Origin of the sequence: Bacillus sp. YP1, assembly GCF_000877815.1 — a bacterium.
Taxonomy (GTDB): domain Bacteria; phylum Bacillota; class Bacilli; order Bacillales; family Bacillaceae; genus Bacillus; species Bacillus subtilis.
Map to the genome: position 1 here is coordinate 2,464,601 of NZ_CP010014.1, position 18,166 is coordinate 2,482,766.

Genomic DNA, 18,166 nt, shown 5'->3' on the forward strand with positions numbered 1-18,166 from the left:
AGCCCTCTAGAGGGCTTTTTTATAATTGGTAAGACTGGTATGCACCCAGAAGCCTCACTTTGCAGCCGAGCGCTTCAAGCTCCTGCATGGCTCCTGGGATCAATACATCATCAAACGCTTTCTCAATATCAATAATAAAGAAATAATGACCTAATCCGGTTTTAGTCGGACGTGACTCAATTTTTGACAAGTTTAAATTTCTCCAAGAAAATGCAGACAGCACTCTATGCAGCGCCCCGGACTGATCATCCTGCGGCAGCATGACCATTAAGGTCGTTTTGGGCCTAGAACTCAATTTTGAATTCACTTCAAAAGATATGTTTTCATCAGGAGACAGGATAACAAATCTTGTATGATTGTCCCTATAGTCCTGTATATCCCGTTTCACGATTTTTAATTCGTATGTAGAAGCTGCCATATCATTGGCAATGACCCCGATATTCAGCTCGGGATGGTCACTGACAAACTTTGCTGCCGCCCCGGTAGAATTGGCGTATTCATATGGAACGGAAGGAAAATGTCGATGGAGAAATTTATGGCATTGCGCAATCGCGTGTGAATGCGAGTAAATTCTGTCGAGCTCTTTCCATGCATTCTCTCTTGAGGGATGAACGAGCAAGTGCTGATGAATCGGCAACGTCATTTCACCCACGATTGGCAAAGGCTGTTCATGTATTAAATAGTCTATTGTTAGATTAACAGATCCTTCTAAAGCATTTTCCAAAGGAACAAAAGCAAAATCAACTTCGCCTGCAACGGCTGCATCTATACACTCCGGAATGGTGCGGTAAGCAACATGTTCGGCGCCGTTTTGAAAACAAGAACTGACTGCTAGATGTGTAAATGTAGCTGCTGGACCTAAATAACCGACTTTCATGACGATTTTCTCTCCCTTATGCACCTGAACCTAATATTTCAACCTTTTCTACAAAATCAAACTTCCTGAGCTTATTCATTAATGTATGAATGTCTTCTTCCATTGCCGACGTACTGATAGACAGTGTCACATTTGCTCTGCCTTGAAGCGGAATGGTCTGATGAATGGAAAGAACGTTGCTTCCAGAATCAGCTACCGCCTGAAGAAGCTGAGATAACGCACCTGACCTATCCTCTAAATGAAAGAAAAGTGTGATAATTTGTTCTTTTACCATGGTGTAGAATGGAAAAACAGCATCTCTGTATTTATAAAACGCACTTCTGCTTAAATCGACCTTTTGAACGGCATCTGCTACTGAATCTGCTTTTTTTCGATCAAGCAGCTTTTTGACTTCCAATGTTTTTCTCATTGCATCGGGCAATACATCTTCACGGACAAGATAAAATGTCTCCTCTTTCATTTGCATCCCCCCTTTAAAATAGAGAGCCTGACACCAGGCTCTCTTTTCAGCCAACATTCATTAATCAATAAATTCAAATTCAAATTCCAGAAGCCTGATTATATCTCCATCCTTGGCTCCGCGTTCTCTGAGTGCTTCATCAACACCCATTCCGCGCATCTGTCTTGCAAACCGTTTAACCGATTCATCACGTGAGAAATCAGTCATCTTGAATAACCGCTCAAGGCTGTCTCCTGAAAGCACAAATACACCGTCTGGATCGCGTGTAATGTTAAATGGCACTTCTTCATTTTCCATTGTGTACATGACACGGTTTTGTGTAAGCTCTTCCTCGTCATACAGCGGGAATTCCGGTGTGTTCTCAAGCTGATTAGCAACCTCAAACAGAAGCTCACGCAGACCTTCTCTTGTCACCGCACTGATCGGGAATACTGGATAATCATCCGTCAGCTTTTCTTTAAAGGCTTCGAGATTTTCCGCAGCCTCCGGCATGTCCATTTTATTTGCAACGATAATTTGCGGACGCTCGGTGAGACGCAGATTGTACTCGCTCAGCTCCTGGTTAATCGTAAGATAATCCTCATACGGATCGCGGCCTTCTAAGCCTGACATGTCAATGACGTGAACAATAACCCTCGTCCGTTCAATATGGCGCAAAAACTGGTGGCCCAGTCCGACGCCTTGGTGTGCGCCTTCAATCAGCCCCGGCAAATCGGCCATGACAAAGCTGCGTCCGTCATCCGTTTCAACCATGCCGAGATTCGGGACAAGCGTTGTAAAGTGATAGTCCGCAATTTTCGGTTTTGCAGATGAGACAACAGACAGCAAAGTAGATTTTCCCACACTCGGGAACCCGACAAGTCCGACATCTGCAAGCACTTTTAATTCAAGAACAATGTAGCGTTCTTTTCCCGGCTCGCCGTTTTCTGAAAGCTGAGGCGCGGGATTAGCCGGTGTAGCAAAGCGGCTATTCCCTCTTCCTCCTCTTCCGCCTCTTGCAATGACAGCCCGCTGTCCGTGCTCTGTTAAATCAGCGATGACCTGTTTTGTATCATCGTCTGTCACAACGGTGCCCGGCGGAACTTTAATGACCATATCATCAGCATTTCGCCCGTGCTGGTTTTTGGACATGCCATGCTCGCCGCGAATCGCTTTAAAGTGTTTTTTGTATCTAAAATCCATCAGGGTGCGGAGACCTTCATCTACTTCAAAAACGACGTCTCCTCCCTTTCCTCCGTCACCGCCGGCAGGGCCGCCTTTCGGCACATATTTTTCACGGCGAAACGCAACCATACCGTTGCCGCCGTCGCCGCCTTTTACATATACTTTGACCTGATCTACAAACATAATGTCCTCCGTTCTAAACCGTTAAAAACTCCGCTAGTCCAACCCAATTTCAATCAGACATTCGTGACTCGTGATTTCAAAACGCATGATATCAACGTCCTCATATCCATTCTGCCGAATATCATCAAAAGCAGATGGATCGGCAAAGGCGCCGTGAAAATCAAGGTACAGAATCAGCTGTCTGTCAGGATGATCCGTTTGAAGCGAAACCGTTAAATGATTTTCACTCTCTCTGCTGACTGCTTGATCAAACAGATGAAACAGCTTTCTCATCAGTTTCGCCAGCTTTTGATCATAAGCCGACAAATCCTTAATTTCTCCGAGAACTTCATATTCAAGCGTCATATAATGGGTTTTCCAATTAAACGTAAGAAAATCAAACGCCAAATGCGGTGTTTTCAGGTTTGAGAGCTTTGATTCGTGCTTTGCGTCTATAACCATTTCTTCAATCATTTCAAAGACACGGTCATACTTCTGTAAGCTTAAGTTTCCTTTAATCAGCTGCAGCTTATTCATCCAATCATGCCGGGAATGGCCAAGCAGATGAATCAGTTCGTTTGTTAATGCCGTGTCGCTTATATTTTCTTCTTGATTTTTTGAAACATCCTTCATTTTCGCACTCCCAATCATTTAATTTCTTATTTAGGAGTCTGTATAAGTGTGTATTATGAATTATAACAGAGAAGGCTTTGTTAGAAAAACAATTGTTTTTCCCAGAAATATCATGTTCCTTTTTTCTGGCTTTGGTTGATTTGCAGCCAGGCAGAACATTTTATGTATTACTGCTTGGGGAACATATCCAGTGGGTTTGAGATGTTTATTCTCATTCTTGGCGGGGTCTGCTCGCACATACTCTGCATTTCATTCTAGGTGTTTACTCCGCATATTGCAAAAAAAACTCCAGTCATCATCGACCGGAGTTTTTTGAATCATTATTGAGCTACAGGATATACGCTCACTTTTTTGCGGTCACGGCCGAAACGTTCGAATTTAACAGTTCCGTCGATTTTCGCAAATAGAGTGTCATCTCCGCCGCGGCCCACGTTTTCACCTGGGTAAATTTTTGTTCCGCGTTGACGGTAAAGGATAGAACCGCCTGTTACGAATTGACCGTCAGCACGTTTAGCACCTAAACGTTTAGCCTCAGAGTCACGTCCGTTCTTTGTAGAACCTACTCCTTTTTTAGAAGCGAAAAACTGAAGATCTAATCTAAGCATGTAGCTCACCTCCTATATTATGTTTGTGGTCACACGCAAGTTGTCTTTGTAATCCCGTTCGATTGTCTCCAGCGAAACAATCATGCCTTCAATCAGCAGCTGAGCTTTTTGGCGTGCCTCTGGATCAAGAGATTCAGGGAATTCAAAATAAAAATAACCCCCGTCCTCCCCTATATCAAGAAGCGGCTCGAAGCCCGCGAGCACAATGACCGCGTTAACGGCTCCAAACACAACGGCTGTCACTCCGGCACAAACAAGATCTTGTCCATGTTCAGCAAAATTCGCATGGCCCGTCATTTCAAAAGACAGTATGCCTTTATCATGAGACCTCCTGATTGTTGCCTGAATCATGCTTACGCGTTGATTTTTTCAATCGTCACTTTAGTGTAAGGCTGACGATGACCTTGTTTTTTATGAACGTTTTTCTTTGGTTTGTATCTGAAAACAGTGATTTTTTTCGCGCGGCCTTGTTTTTCAACTTTAGCCGTTACTGTTGCGCCTTCAACTGTAGGGTTGCCGACTTTCACGTTGTCTCCGCCAACAAACAAAACGTCTTCAAAAGTAACTGTTTCACCTGCTTCAGCAGCAAGTTTTTCGATGTAAACAGTTTGGCCTTCTTCAACTTTGATTTGTTTACCGCCTGTTTTAATGATTGCGTACATTCTCTGCACCTCCTATTAGACTAAGACTCGCCAGATACCAGGGGGCTGTAAAAGCTCTTAACACCTGTACTGAGCGGTTGTAGCAATGGTGCTACATCCATAACATTAAAAAATATACCAAAATACAAGGCGTTTGTCAATCAGTTTTAGTAGGGCAGAAGCAGTTCCTCCATGGAAGAATTCGTCCGCTTATCGGCAAAGTAAGCGTGCAGCACTTCATTCTCGTCAAGCTGGCTGAGCTTTTGGCCTGATTTTTCTATAATAATCGGATGCTTACAGCCACGTTTGAACTCGGCCATCACATGATAGACTTTATCCTCCGCCTTTACTGTCAGCGGCAGAAGTTTCTCAAGCTCCCTGTTTTTTCCGTAATACCTTTCGAGGAGAAACCTCACATGGATATAGTGCCTTTGCCGATATTCCTCAAACAAGGAAACAGCCAGAAATACAAACAAAACCCATGCGCTGATCTGCAGAGGAATCACGAATAAAACCCAGCACCCGAGCAACAGGCAGAAGCAGAGCGACGTTTTTAGATTAAGCCGGTGAGCCTTTTGAAAAGGCAGCTGTTTGGAAAACAACAAAAATAACAGTTTTCCTCCATCCAGCGGCCAGATCGGCAGTAAATTGACAAATAAGATAGAAAGATTATAAAAGGTGAAGAGTTCAAAGGTATGCTGATGAATCACTGAGACTTCTGCAAGCATCCAGGCGGCAAACTGAAGCCAGATGTGCTGAAGAGGGCCGGCAATAATGACTGCAAACTCTTCCTTTAACGGCCGATTCCCGTGCTCTTCCACTTCGACCGTTCCCCCAAACGGCAGCAAAAAAACACGCTTGATTCTCCAAGAAAAAAATACGGCCAGAGCAGCATGCCCCAGCTCATGAATCAATACAATCAGGAGCAGACATAATAATGCTTTCATATGGCCTGTGAGCAAGCCCAGCGCCGCGATAATCCAAAGAAAAGGATGCACATGGATCTTTAAGATAAGGTCGAGCCATTTATTCAAATGTAATCACCTGAATCGGATCAATAAATTTATCGCCGTCTTTCATGGCAAAATAATAGACCCCTTTATTATGATCATCAAGCTTAATCGAACCGAGCTTTTTGCCTTTATCCACAAAATCATATAAAGCAACATCCACATCTTTGAGCTCGCCATAGATACTATAGGTGTTGTCAGCATGCTGCACCTTAACCGTCAGTCCCGTCTGGCTGTCTTTGCTGACTTCAACCACATAGCCTTCTTTTACACTATCAATCTTATCGCTGCTTGTTTCGACTTTAATTCCTTCCCCATTGTCCTGAAAATCCTGCTGTACTTTCCCAGATGCAGGCGCGATCAGATCTTTGCCTACTTCAATTTGCTGTTCCTTATTTTTGTGTTCAGGAGCCAGGAAAGCAAGCGGATTTCCGAATTTGGTTTCGAACCAATGGCTTGCTGAGGCAAATTGAAATTCAGTTTCAAAGGTTTTGGCTACGGCGGGTTTAATCTGACTGACGGGTCCAATGTTTGTTTTATAGGCTATAGCTGAAACGAGAACAAGGCAGGCCGACAGAAGACATTTCAGGATAATTGAATCTGTTTTCACCAATGGGTGTTTTCCGTTGAATGTTGGCATGTTATCTTCGTAGACCGGAAGTGTTCCATGCTTTTCCTGATCCGTTACCATCACCCAGGACGGGGGTTTCTGCTTTTCAGAAACTGTCTGAGTAGAGAAACGTTTTGAGCCGGAAAGCTGCTTTCTTCTTTTCTCTAATCGTTTTCTGATTTCATCTGCTCTGTGACTCATTGCCATCATCCTTTGCATTCGTTGGGTTTGTACATCATATGTCTTGTCCATGGCAAATATTCGGTTTAGTCAAGAACAAAGCAGGCAAAAACAAAAAACCTGACACAGCATATGCTTTGTCAGATTCTTCTCTTTGATTCTATCACATTAAGATCTTACTCCGAAAAATGACTTAATCTTAGCCATCATTCCTTTGTTTTGCTCTTCAAGCACCTGTAAAGGAACAGATTCACCTAAGATGCGGCGGGCAATATTGCGATATGCAATGGAAGCGCGATTTTTCGGGTCCATCGCAATCGGTTCACCATGGTTGGAAGCTTTGATGACTTCATCATCATCAGCCACGATTCCTAGCAAATCGATCGACAGATGCTGTACGATTTCATCGATATCCATCGTGTCACCGTTTTTCATCAGGTGATTTCTGATTCTGTTTACAACGAGCCGCGGCGGTTCAATATTTTCCTCTTGCTCCAGCAGTCCTATAATACGGTCAGCATCACGAACAGCTGAGATTTCAGGCGTAGTGACCACAATCGCTTTATCAGCTCCGGAAACGGCATTTTTGTACCCTTGCTCGATTCCGGCAGGACAGTCTATGATGACATAGTCAAATTCCTGTTTGAGCTCTTGGACCATGTTTTTAATTTGTTCAGGAGCAACAGCTGTCTTATCGCTCGTTTGAGCAGCGGGCATTAAATAGAGCAGATCATCGAAACGTTTGTCTTTTACGAGCGCCTGATGCATTTTGCATCTGCCCTCTACAACGTCTACCAGATCGTAAATAATTCTATTTTCAAGACCCATTACAACATCAAGGTTGCGCAGTCCTATATCAGTATCTACTAAGCATACGCGCTTCCCTAAAATGGCTAAGGCGGTACCGAGGTTCGCAGATGTTGTTGTCTTACCTACTCCGCCTTTTCCCGAAGTTATTACGATAGCCTCACCCAATTCACATTCCTCCCTCAAGCCTTGTTAGATCAGGTCTTAAATGAGCCAAATGTTGAAGGCGTTCAATGACCATATTTCCGTCTGTATCTAAATAAGCACATTCCATTTCGTTCCCTTTTTGAATGTGGTCTGGGGAGCGATTTAACACATGATTGATTCTTAATTGTGTCGGAAGCATTTCAGAGGCGGCGATGACCGCTTGATTATTTCCATTAAATCCGGCATGCGCGATTCCTTTCAGTGAGCCCAGAACAAAAATGTTCCCTCCGGCCCTGACTGTTCCGCCGGGATTCACGTCACCGATCAGGAGCAAGTCGCCTTTTACCTGCAGCACTTGGCCTGAACGGACAATTTTTGAAACAGAAATAATTTCGGCTTCCTCTCTTATCTGCTGTGCTTCTTTTTTAGTAATGACTTCACTGTCAATAGAATGAACAAACAAATCTTTCTTTGACGCAATCAATTCGGTTAGCTGTTCCTCTTGCTCCTTATATAAAAAGCGATTTCCCAGCTTAACATGAACGCTGATTTTCTGGCCTTTTCCATCGGTATATTGTTCAATTGACAGCATATTCTGAAGACCATCGAGAAGCTCATCAAAAGAACACGCATCATCCAGATGCAATGTTAGTCCATTCTTTGTTCCTTTTATTGTTACATATTGCTGCTTTTTGGTCTTCACAATATTCACCTCAACAACATACTCATTTCGTCAAAAAAAGATAAAATCCTTTTTACTCATCTCTCAATTCTTTCTTTAGACTCATAAAAAACAATCTAAATGGCAGAACAAGAATAAGAGCTGCTGCAATATTTAATAAAATTGTCGGTATAAACCGGTCAAGCACAAATCCGTTAAACGTCATAATGTCTTTATGAATCAAAGACTGAATGCCGAATACATAAAATTCGAGCAGACAGACAGCCAGAACTGCTATCAATATCACTACAAATGCGTTTGTATGTAACACTTTAAACGCTTTTGAAGCCAAATAGCATAGCCCTGCAAAACCAAACATGTAAACGCCTAATAGACTTGTATAGTTCATGTCATATAGAAAACCAAAAATAAATCCGTAAATCATCGCGTGTTTTTGGTTGATAAAAGCCGACATGAATATCAATACAAGCATCAAAAAACGCGGGGCGAGCACTTGGTCATCTGTAACGAAAGGAAAATGCACCAAATCTGTAAAAATGCTTTCCGCAGAAAAAACAAGCATCATAACGAAAGGGAGAAGGAAACGTTTCACGATCCTTCCTCCTCTGTATCGACAGTCGGCACGTCACGGTTAACAACGATCACATTATTTAAATCTGTAAGGTCAGCCGCGGGTTTTACATAAGCAACCTTCGTTAATCCATAGGAATCTGACTCGATATCAGTCACTTCACCGATTGTCAGCCCTTCTGGGAAAACACCGCCTGTCCCTGATGTTTCAATAAGATCGCCTTTTTTCACGTCTTGTTTATCCTTACGCTCAATAATTGTCATCTTAAGACGTTTTTTCTCTTTGTCATATCCTTCGATCAAGCCGTAGCCTTTGCTGCCTTTTTTTCCGGAAATTTTTGTCGCGACTCTGTTATTGCGGTCAGTATCGCTTAAAAGCTGAACAGCAGACGTAAAATTGTTAAGTCCGGAGCTTTTGATCTTGCCGATTAATGCGCCTTTTTCGTTTGTAACGGCCATATCTTTCGCTACGTTTTGCTGAGTCCCCTTGTTAATGGTGACCTGTTTCGCCCAGTTATCAGGGCTTCTGGCGATGACCGTTGCTAAAATCGGCTTGTAATCTTTAATCGATTTGACATGGCCAAGCTCGTCACGCAAGGATTTGTTTTCTTCTTCAAGCTCTTGAAGCTTGGCTTCATATTGTGTCTGTCCGTCAAGTTTTTCTCTTAGACGCTCGTTTTCTTTGTATGTGTTTTTTAAATCATTGATGTTCTCAAATATTCCTGCAAAAAATTCGGCAGGCGTATGAAAAATATTTTGAAATACTCCCGTCGTATCGCCGATCACTTTCTCAGGCCAGGTGGTATTGCGGCCGCCCTTCAGCGAAAATCCAATCATAGCCACCAATATGATAATACACAGAAGTAATAGCATTAACCGCTTATTCGGCATCGTGTTACACCTCTTCTATTGAACTCCCGATTATCTAGTTTTCCCTTTGAAAAGATGGATGTGCTCCAGTGCTTTCCCTGTTCCGATCGCTACACAATCAAGCGGGTCTTCGGCGATAAGGACCGGCATTTTTGTTTCTTCGCTGATGACTTTGTCCAAATTGCGCAAAAGCGCTCCGCCGCCGGTTAACACTATACCTCTGTCCATGATATCTGCTGCAAGCTCAGGCGGTGTTTTTTCGAGTGTGCTCTTCACTGCTTCGACAATTGTAGATACAGTGTCGCGTAGAGCGTTAGAAATCTCTTTTCCTGTAATTTCAATTGTTTTCGGCAAACCTGTCAGCAAATCGCGTCCGCGGATTTCCATGTTGTCGGATTCTTCAGGAGCTTCTGCGGATCCGATTTCCATTTTAATCGCTTCAGCCGTACGGTCACCGATCATCAGATTGTACGTTTTTCTGATGTAGTTGATAATCGCGTCATCCATCTCATCACCGGCTACACGGATTGACTGAGACGTTACGATGCCTCCGAGGGAAATAATCGCAACTTCTGTCGTACCGCCCCCGATATCAACAACCATGCTTCCAGTCGGTTCCCAAACTGGCAAATTGGCTCCGATTGCTGCGGCAAAAGGCTCTTCAATCGGATACGCGTCACGCGCTCCCGCCTGTCTTGTCGCATCGATAACAGCGCGTTCTTCAACAGCTGTAATGCCTGATGGGACACATACCATTACATATGGTTTTCTGGCAAACATGCCTTTATTTTTTATGGCCTGATTGATGTAATATTTCATCATCGTCGCCGTTGTTTCATAATCAGCGATAACGCCGTCTTTCATCGGGCGAAGAGCCACCACGTTGCCCGGTGTCCGTCCAATCATATTTTTCGCATCATTTCCGACAGCGACAATCGATTTCGTATCCGTCTGCAAAGCGACAACTGACGGCTCTCTCACAACAATTCCTTTTCCTTTTACAAAAACAAGCGTATTCGCAGTTCCAAGATCTATACCAAGGTCTCTAGCACCAATTCCAAACATATGTATGTATCTTCCTTTCTTAAAGCAAAAATACCCTAAAGGGAAAAACTCATAAACTCTATTATAGCTTAATTCGACGAAAAAAAAAGTGTTACAAATATCCTTTTTCCTTTAAACTCACAAATTTTTTATCCCCGATCACCAAATGGTCAAGCAGCTCGATGCCAATCAGGTTTCCGCATTCAAACAGCCGTCTTGTCACTTCAATATCTTCCCTGCTCGGCGTCGGATCTCCAGAAGGATGATTATGAACACAGATAAAGGAAGCGGCAGATCGTTTAAACGCTTCTTTAAACACCTCTCGCGGGTGGACAATAGATGAATTCAGGCTTCCGATAAATACGGTGCGTTTATGGATGACTTGATTTTTTGTATTTAAGTATAAACAGACAAAATGCTCCTGGGTTAAAAAGCGCATATCCTCCATGACAAGATTAGCGCCGTCTTCCGGGGAGCGAATAACGAAATGTTCTTCGTTGGCTAATTTATGAATCCGGCTTCCAAGCTCAACTGTAGCCAGTATTTGAATCGCTTTTACCATACCGATTCCCGGGATGCTTGACAGCTCTTCAACCGATGCTTCCTTGAGCAGACGCAGCCCGTCAAATGAGCGCAGCAGCCGGTTTGACAGGTCCAAAACAGATTCGTGTTTAGTCCCTGTCCGCAATAATATAGCCAAAAGTTCATGATTCGCTAAGTTCTCGGCTCCGACTTTCAGGAGCCGTTCTCTTGGCTTTTCTTTCATTGGGAAATCTTTGAGTTTTAATGGCAGATCTTGTATGACCAAGCACTCCTTTTCTTTCCCTTCCCGTTTATAGAACCGTCATGCCCTTATATCAAAATGGCGAAGAGCTCTCATTGTTTTTGATATAGGAAGGCCCATGACTGAATAATAATCTCCGTCTATTTTCTTTACAAAAAGCGCGCCTCTTCCTTGGATGCCGTATGCACCTGCTTTATCCATCGGCTCTTTTGTTTCAATATATGTCCAAATCTCTTCTTCACTGAGGGACCAAAACGCAACTTCTGTCTTATCATAAAAAGTCTCGCTGTGATTTTCAGCTTGAATGCTGACCGCGGTTATTACTGAGTGACTTCGGCCTGAAAGCCTCCGCAGCATAGAAGCAGCTTCTTCTTGATCCTGCGGTTTGCCAAGGCATTCGCCGTCAAGGCATACCATTGTATCAGCACCGATAACGATTGCATGCGGGTGGAGATCAGCTACAGCCTTAGCTTTTTGTTTTGCCAACCATTGGACGTTTTCTTCTGGTGAAAAGTTTCGATTTAATTTTTCTTCTACTTCACTGACAATAATGGAGTAGGGCAGCTGGAGAAGATCGAGGAGTTCTTTCCTGCGCGGAGATTGGGATGCAAGTATTAGCGGTTTTGTCATGTTCGTCATCCTTTCAGGGTTTGCTTAAGAAAAAAAGATACTCGTTTATCCTACCAAATCACGAGGCTTGTCACAATTTCAGAAAAATAACTTTTTCATGACAAAATAAAAAAAGCCTGTCACTAAAAGGACGAAGGCTCAGGGCACTATCTCTTATTTAACGACGGCTAACAGCTCCTGCTGAGCCTTCCATCCGGCTTCAGCACTTGGATCCTCTAATTCCTTTAAAGCCTGCAAAATCGCTTTTTTCTCTCCTGTTTCTGACGCTTTTGTTTCACCAAGAGACTTTTCTATTTTCTCTACACTCGCTTTTGTAATGTCTTCGCCGAGAATCGCCTTTGCTGCAAGCTCCGCTGTTTCCTTAAAAGAATCTGTCATATCTGACTCTATTGATAAGGAAAGCTCCTTGCCTCCCCAGGCTTCAAAATCACTGTCGATTAAAACCTGTCCTAACTGCTGTGAGACATCCTTATCACTGGCTAAGCCCGCGATGACATACGTATACCCGTCATCCTTTGACAGTGACACGGCGGAATATCCTTTTTCGGTCAATTGTTCTGTTAACGTTTCGGCACCCTTTTCATTTGAAAATTTTCCGGCTTGTACAGCGTATGTTTTATATGTACCTTCAGTTTGCGCCGCTTGTTTTTCTGTGCCTGAGGTTTGTTTATCAGCAGAAGTATCTCCGGCTTTTGCCGTTTGGCTGCCCAGAGAATCCTCTAAAGAGGCCGGTGCTGACGCTTCTTTATTCCCCGATATGCTTAACGCGAATAGCCCTAATCCAGTGCCAATGACAGCCGCGAAGGCAATCGTCGCAGCCACTCTTTTTACCGGTTTGGCAGCCCCGGTCTTTCCTTTTGCATAAAGCTTTGTTTTTTTCTTTTGAAAAGGAGGAACAACTTTAGGGTCCTCTTTAAACACCTTGTCCTCCTCGGAATCCCAATTGAATTCATCTTCATCAGGGTGTTCCTGGGATGCCGCAACCTCTTGTTCTGCCTGTCTTTTTTCCTCCCAATTTGAAAATGTCATGCTTTTATTCGCCTCTGTCTCAGGCGTCTCTTGTTCGTAAACCGTCTCTTCTTTTCCATTAATCGTCACCTTGAGGGCTTTTTCTGCGGCTTTACTGTTTTTTTTATTCTTTCTTTTTTTCAATTCCGCTTCCTCCCTTCATTTGCTTGACCGTTCTTGTCGGCTTTTCATGCTACACACTTTAGCACAGGCAAAGAAAAAAAGAACAAGACTTTTGTCGCCTTGTCCAAAAAACGTTCGTCAAATTTTTCAGCAGTCAGCCCAATGCCATTTTGATATAAAAAGAAATGATAGAGTCACCGTATAAATAGGCTAAAATGCTCCCTGCGGCTATAGCGGGGGCGAAGGGAAGCGGCTGCCTTTTAGCGAGTCTACCAGTCAGAACAGCTGCCGCTCCATATAATGCACCTATCAAAACAGAAAAGAAAAAGGCAGCTGCCAGCATCTTCACACCAAGCACAAAGCCAATCACCGCAAATAATTTAATATCTCCTCCCCCTACTCCCCCATGGGTGATTGCGGCAATTACAGCCAGAAACAGAAATCCGGCTGCCGCACCTAACAGGCCTGCATACCAGGTATCAAGCGGAGAAATCAATCTCGCGGCCGCCAAAAAGGGAAGAAAGAAAATCAATATTCGATTTGGAATCAGCATAAAATGAATATCTGTCACTGCAACAATAATGAGAAGAGAGATAAACACCACAGCGGGAAACAGTTCCAGCGACGTGCCAAAGCGTATTCCTGCGGCGGCAAATAAACACGCTGTCACAAGCTCTGCTGCGGGATACATAAAAGAAATCCTATGCCCGCAGCTTTTACATTTACCTTTTTGAAATAGGAATGACAGGATGGGAATTAATTCTGCAGGAGTTAATGTCCGCCGGCAAAACGGGCATGATGAACGGGGCGCAATAATAGATAGATGTAAGGGGATACGGCACCCGGCCGTATAGTAAAAAGAACCAAGGATCAGCCCGAAGATAAAAAGAATGGATAGCATAGACAACACACCTTTACTCACTGAGTTCTGGTATGGATTGTAGCAAAATGAGCATCCTGAGCTCCAATTGGGGATATTCAATTTTACACATAAAAAAAACGGCAGAATCTTTTTTTGATTCTGCCGGAGCCGGATGCTTTTATTTCAACCTTTTTCGAATGTCAGAAATAAAGTAAAGAGATCCGGTAATCAGCACAATTTCATTTGAGCCCTTTTTACTTTCTATGAATTTGATCACATCGTCTGGATCTTCACTCCAGCTTTTATTGCTGATTTCACTTGCATCATAGAGATCTTTTGCAAGGGAAGCACGCGGGAAATCAAAAGAAGCAAAATGAATCGCATGAGCAATGGTTTCCAGTCTTTTAATCATGTTCTGATACGGTTTGTCCTTTAACGCGCTAAACACCACAGAAATGCGTGAATTGGCGAAACGCTGCTTCATCGTTTCCGCCAGCTTTTCAACACCTTCTTCGTTATGCGCACCGTCTAAATATACCGGAGGATGTTCCTGAACAAGCTCTAACCTTCCCGGCCAAGCAGCCTTCACAAGCCCGCTCCTTAACGCTTCGTCACTGATATGGGCGATATTCTCCTTATTGAGCCACTCCGCAGCCAAAATGGACAAAGCAGCATTTTGTCTTTGATGGGTGCCAATCAGAGATGTCCGAATATCTTCATAGCATTTCTCTTCCGTTTTGAATGAAAACTGTTCTCCTGCAGGCAGAGCCTCTTCATTGAAAATAACACATGCATCATGCAATGACTGGAACGGCGCAGCATGCCGTTGAGCTTCATGGCGGATGACCTGTAAAGCTTCCGGCTGGGTAACTGCTGTAACGATTGGAATACCTTCTTTAATAATACCGGCCTTTTCTCCTGCAATTTCTTCAATGGTGTTTCCCAAAATGTTCATATGATCGTGTCCGATGCTTGTAATCACAGTTAAGAGCGGTTCAACCACATTAGTAGAATCGAATCTACCGCCCAGACCTGTTTCAAAAATAACAAAATCGACCTTATGAAACTCTGCAAAATATAAAAACGCACAAGCTGTCATAATTTCAAATTCTGTCGGCTGTCCGTATTCCGTTTGATCAAGGGCTTCAACGTGCGGTTTCATTTGATTGACGAGTGCTGTCCATTCCTCATCTGAAATCGGTATCCCGTTTACGCTGATCCGTTCATTAAACGTAATAATATAAGGCGATGTAAATGTTCCAACCGTATATCCGGCTTCCTGCAGCATAGAACGGATAAAAGCGACAGTTGACCCTTTACCGTTTGTTCCTGCGACGTGGAACGCTCGGATTTTTTTTTCAGGATGTCCTAACCGCGCCATCAGCTGTTTCATTCGACCAAGTCCGGGCTTCACCCCGAATTTTAGCCTCCCGTGAATCCAGCTGCGCGCATCTTGATATGCAGTAAACAATGATAATCCCCTCTTTTATAAGACAAGGCGGTTTCTCTAGAAACCGCCCCGGCTTTTCATTAACCCTTCAGCTCAGCCATTCGTTTTTGAACAGCGTCACGCTTCGCCACATAATCTTTTTCTTTTTCACGTTCTTCATCAATTACGTGTGCAGGCGCTTTTTTCATAAATCCTTCATTTCCAAGTTTCTTTTGGACACGCTCAACTTCTTTTGTCAGTTTATCAAATTCTTTTTGCAGACGGGCAATTTCTTCATCAATATTGATTAAGCCTTCAAGCGGAAGAATAACCTCTGCTCCTGAGACAACGGCCGTCATCGCCTTATCAACAGCCTCAATATCGGTGCCGATTATAAGCACGCTCGGATTCGTAAAGCGTTCAACATATGAACGGTTCGCTTCGAGGCGGGCTGCTATTTCGTCTGTGCTTGTTTTAATGTACAGTTCAACCTGCTTGCTCATTGGCGTATTGACTTCACTGCGGATATTGCGCACAGAACGGATCAGCTCAACAAGAAGCTTCATGTCAGCTGCCGCTTCAGTATCGGTATGCTCCGGCACTACTACAGGCCATTGACTTACTGTAATCGATTCCCCTTGGTGAGGAAGGTGCTGCCAAATTTCCTCCGTTAAGAATGGCATAAACGGATGGAGCAGACGCATCGTTTGATCAAGTACGTAAGCAAGGATGGAACGGGTAGTTTTCTTAGCCGCTTCGTCTTCTCCATAAAGCGGAAGCTTCGCCATTTCAATATACCAATCACAGAAATCATCCCAAATAAAGTTATATAAATGGCGTCCTACTTCACCAAATTCATATCGATCAGCAAGCTGGGTCACGTGCTCGATCGTTTCATTTAATCGCGTTAAAATCCACTTGTCAGCGACTGACTTTTCGCCTGACAGATCAAGTTCATCGTACGTCATGCCATCCATATTCATTAATGCAAAACGGGAGGCGTTCCAAATTTTATTGGCAAAATTCCAGGTCGATTCCACTTTTTCATAGCTGAAGCGCAGATCCTGGCCAGGAGAGCTTCCAGTCGCAAGGAAATAACGCAGAGAATCGGCTCCGTACTTGTCAATCACATCCATCGGGTCGACACCGTTGCCAAGAGATTTACTCATTTTCCGGCCTTGCTCGTCACGGATTAAGCCGTGGATTAAAACATCTTTGAACGGGCGCTCGCCTGTAAATTCAATGCCTTGGAAAATCATGCGTGATACCCAGAAGAAAATGATATCGTACCCTGTCACGAGAACATCTGTCGGATAGTAGCGTTTAAAGTCTTCAGCCGTTACATCAGGCCAGCCCATTGTGGAGAAAGGCCATAGCGCAGAACTGAACCATGTATCCAGTACGTCTGTATCCTGTTCCCAATTTTCGCTGTCTTCCGGCGCTTCAAGCCCGACATATAGCTCGCCTGTTTCTTTATGATACCAGGCAGGAATACGATGGCCCCACCACAATTGACGGGAGATACACCAGTCGCGGATGTTTTCCATCCAGTGTAAATACGTTTTTTCGAAACGGTCAGGCACAAAATTGACCTTTTCTTCTTTCTTTTGCAGCTCAATCGCTGCATCAGCAAGCGGCTGCATGCGCACAAACCATTGTGTAGAAAGATAAGGCTCCACAACAGCCCCGCTTCGTTCACTATGGCCGACAGAGTGCATATGATCCTCGATCTTGAAGAGAACTCCCGCCTCCTGTAAATCTTTCACGAGCTTTTTGCGGCATTCAAAACGATCCATGCCTTGATATTGCAGAGCATTTTCATTCATCGTGCCATCTTCATTCATGACAAGAATGCGTTCTAAATTGTGGCGGTTGCCAAGCTCGAAGTCGTTCGGATCATGAGCAGGCGTAATTTTCACGGCACCTGAACCAAATTCCATATCAACATAGTCATCACCGACAATCGGAATTTCACGATTTACAATCGGCAGGATCACCGTTTTTCCGATAAGGTGTTTATAGCGCTCGTCTTCAGGGTGAACGGCAACAGCTGTATCACCGAGCATTGTTTCAGGACGTGTCGTCGCAATTTCAATTGAGCCTGAACCGTCAGCAAGCGGATAGCTCATATGATAGAACGCGCCTTGAACATCCTTGTAAATCACCTCAATGTCGGATAGGGCTGTTTTTGTCGCTGGGTCCCAGTTAATAATATATTCGCCTCTGTAGATCAGGCCTTTTTCATAAAGCTTAACGAATACTTCTCTTACCGCTTTGCTCAAGCCTTCATCCAGCGTAAAACGTTCACGGGAATAATCTAGGCCAAGACCTAATTTCGCCCACTGGCTGCGAATAAAGTCAGCATATTCTTCCTTCCACTTCCACGTTTCTTCGAGGAATTTTTCACGGCCTAAATCGTAGCGGGATTTGCCTTCTTCACGAAGTTTCGCCTCCACTTTAGCCTGTGTTGCGATGCCGGCATGGTCCATGCCTGGAAGCCACAGCACATCATAGCCCTGCATGCGTTTCATTCTTGTTACAATGTCTTGCAGCGTTGTGTCCCATGCGTGGCCAAGGTGAAGTCTTCCTGTTACGTTTGGCGGCGGGATGACAACAGAGTATGGCTCTTTTGTCTGGTCACTACCCGCTTCAAAAAATTTGCCTTTTAGCCAAAAATCATATCGGTCTTTTTCAACCGCTGCCGGATCATATTTCGTCGGCATTGTTTGTTCATTCGTTTCCATCATAACCCTCCAGCATGTTTAAAAATGGCTGAGAACGAAAAAAGAGCTCTTCATCCCTGTAAAAGGACGAAAAGCTCTTTCGCGGTACCACCTTTTTTCATGAACTCTATCAGTTCATGCACTT

At 43.9% G+C, this 18,166-nt stretch carries 21 protein-coding genes and 2 other annotated features (1 of these 23 only partly in view); of the genes, 1 reads left to right on the forward strand and 20 read right to left on the reverse strand.

The genetic code is table 11. The features are described from left to right. Positions 1–19 precede the first annotated feature (19 nt). Genes pheA through spo0B form a run of 4 tightly spaced genes read right to left on the reverse strand, consistent with a single transcriptional unit; the run spans position 20 to position 3,296 of the window. Positions 20–877, reverse strand: coding sequence for a prephenate dehydratase (gene pheA, locus QF06_RS12145; protein ID WP_041351759.1), 858 nt, complete (start codon positions 875–877; stop codon positions 20–22). Positions 878–893: 16 nt separating this feature from the next. Further along, a complete protein-coding gene (thrR, locus tag QF06_RS12150; protein ID WP_003222630.1) occupies positions 894–1,337 on the reverse strand; it encodes a transcriptional regulator ThrR in 444 nt (147 codons plus the stop codon). Positions 1,338–1,397: 60 nt separating this feature from the next. Further along, on the reverse strand, positions 1,398–2,684 hold the full coding sequence (gene obgE / locus QF06_RS12155) for a GTPase ObgE (RefSeq protein ID WP_003229675.1): 1,287 nt from the start codon (positions 2,682–2,684) through the stop codon (positions 1,398–1,400). Positions 2,685–2,717: 33 nt separating this feature from the next. Further along, positions 2,718–3,296, reverse strand: coding sequence for a sporulation initiation phosphotransferase Sop0B (gene spo0B, locus QF06_RS12160; RefSeq protein WP_004399131.1), 579 nt, complete (start codon positions 3,294–3,296; stop codon positions 2,718–2,720). A gap of 77 nt (positions 3,297–3,373) precedes the next feature. On the opposite strand from spo0B, the gene QF06_RS21880 reads away from it, so the two are divergent. Then, the gene (locus QF06_RS21880; RefSeq protein ID WP_003229671.1) at positions 3,374–3,496 is read left to right on the forward strand and encodes a hypothetical protein; all 123 of its coding nucleotides are present in this window, start codon (positions 3,374–3,376) and stop codon (positions 3,494–3,496) included. Between the two features lie 120 nt (positions 3,497–3,616). Here the strand turns inward: QF06_RS21880 and rpmA are convergent, their stop codons facing one another. The 16 genes from rpmA to valS form a co-directional block, all read right to left on the reverse strand. Continuing rightward, a complete protein-coding gene (gene rpmA, locus QF06_RS12165; RefSeq protein WP_003222623.1) occupies positions 3,617–3,901 on the reverse strand; it encodes a 50S ribosomal protein L27 in 285 nt (94 codons plus the stop codon). A 12-nt stretch (positions 3,902–3,913) separates the two neighbouring features. Continuing rightward, a complete protein-coding gene (locus tag QF06_RS12170; protein WP_003229669.1) occupies positions 3,914–4,252 on the reverse strand; it encodes a ribosomal-processing cysteine protease Prp in 339 nt (112 codons plus the stop codon). 2 nt (positions 4,253–4,254) lie between these two features. Further along, on the reverse strand, positions 4,255–4,563 hold the full coding sequence (gene rplU / locus QF06_RS12175; RefSeq protein ID WP_003229668.1) for a 50S ribosomal protein L21: 309 nt from the start codon (positions 4,561–4,563) through the stop codon (positions 4,255–4,257). Positions 4,564–4,576: 13 nt separating this feature from the next. Then, positions 4,577–4,652, reverse strand: a sequence feature (ribosomal protein L21 leader region). A gap of 57 nt (positions 4,653–4,709) precedes the next feature. Next, complete coding sequence (gene spoIVFB, locus QF06_RS12180; protein WP_004398649.1) at positions 4,710–5,576, reverse strand: stage IV sporulation intramembrane metalloprotease SpoIVFB; 867 nt, start codon at positions 5,574–5,576, stop codon at positions 4,710–4,712. Beyond that, complete coding sequence (gene spoIVFA, locus QF06_RS12185) at positions 5,569–6,363, reverse strand: stage IV sporulation protein SpoIVFA (protein WP_029727118.1); 795 nt, start codon at positions 6,361–6,363, stop codon at positions 5,569–5,571. Before spoIVFA ends, spoIVFB begins: the two co-directional genes overlap by 8 nt. Positions 6,364–6,510: 147 nt before the next feature. Next, on the reverse strand, positions 6,511–7,317 hold the full coding sequence (gene minD / locus QF06_RS12190; RefSeq protein WP_004398624.1) for a septum site-determining protein MinD: 807 nt from the start codon (positions 7,315–7,317) through the stop codon (positions 6,511–6,513). A 1-nt stretch (position 7,318) separates the two neighbouring features. Then, a complete protein-coding gene (gene minC / locus QF06_RS12195; protein WP_004398901.1) occupies positions 7,319–7,999 on the reverse strand; it encodes a septum site-determining protein MinC in 681 nt (226 codons plus the stop codon). A gap of 52 nt (positions 8,000–8,051) precedes the next feature. Next, positions 8,052–8,570, reverse strand: coding sequence for a rod shape-determining protein MreD (mreD, locus tag QF06_RS12200; RefSeq protein WP_004398811.1), 519 nt, complete (start codon positions 8,568–8,570; stop codon positions 8,052–8,054). Next, the gene (mreC, locus tag QF06_RS12205) at positions 8,567–9,439 is read right to left on the reverse strand and encodes a rod shape-determining protein MreC (RefSeq protein ID WP_009967915.1); all 873 of its coding nucleotides are present in this window, start codon (positions 9,437–9,439) and stop codon (positions 8,567–8,569) included. Before mreC ends, mreD begins: the two co-directional genes overlap by 4 nt. Before the next feature lie 30 nt (positions 9,440–9,469). Next, a complete protein-coding gene (gene mreB / locus QF06_RS12210; RefSeq protein WP_003229650.1) occupies positions 9,470–10,483 on the reverse strand; it encodes a cell shape-determining protein MreB in 1,014 nt (337 codons plus the stop codon). 91 nt (positions 10,484–10,574) lie between these two features. After that, the gene (gene radC / locus QF06_RS12215; protein WP_041850180.1) at positions 10,575–11,270 is read right to left on the reverse strand and encodes a RadC family protein; all 696 of its coding nucleotides are present in this window, start codon (positions 11,268–11,270) and stop codon (positions 10,575–10,577) included. A gap of 36 nt (positions 11,271–11,306) precedes the next feature. After that, entirely contained in the window at positions 11,307–11,876 is a 570-nt protein-coding gene (locus QF06_RS12220; protein ID WP_004398496.1) for a Maf family nucleotide pyrophosphatase, read from the reverse strand. 153 nt (positions 11,877–12,029) lie between these two features. Beyond that, positions 12,030–13,028 carry a stage II sporulation protein SpoIIB gene (spoIIB, locus tag QF06_RS12225; protein ID WP_041850181.1) on the reverse strand — a complete coding sequence of 333 codons (999 nt, stop codon included), beginning with the start codon at positions 13,026–13,028 and terminating at the stop codon, positions 12,030–12,032. A gap of 133 nt (positions 13,029–13,161) precedes the next feature. Continuing rightward, positions 13,162–13,908 (reverse strand): prepilin peptidase, encoded by a 747-nt coding sequence (locus tag QF06_RS12230; RefSeq protein ID WP_080332541.1) that lies wholly within the window; start codon positions 13,906–13,908, stop codon positions 13,162–13,164. 139 nt (positions 13,909–14,047) lie between these two features. Further along, positions 14,048–15,340, reverse strand: coding sequence for a bifunctional folylpolyglutamate synthase/dihydrofolate synthase (locus tag QF06_RS12235; RefSeq protein ID WP_041339279.1), 1,293 nt, complete (start codon positions 15,338–15,340; stop codon positions 14,048–14,050). A gap of 59 nt (positions 15,341–15,399) precedes the next feature. Then, a complete protein-coding gene (valS, locus tag QF06_RS12240) occupies positions 15,400–18,042 on the reverse strand; it encodes a valine--tRNA ligase (RefSeq protein ID WP_041850183.1) in 2,643 nt (880 codons plus the stop codon). Between the two features lie 59 nt (positions 18,043–18,101). Then, positions 18,102–18,166, reverse strand: a binding site (T-box leader) (it continues 158 nt past the right edge of the window).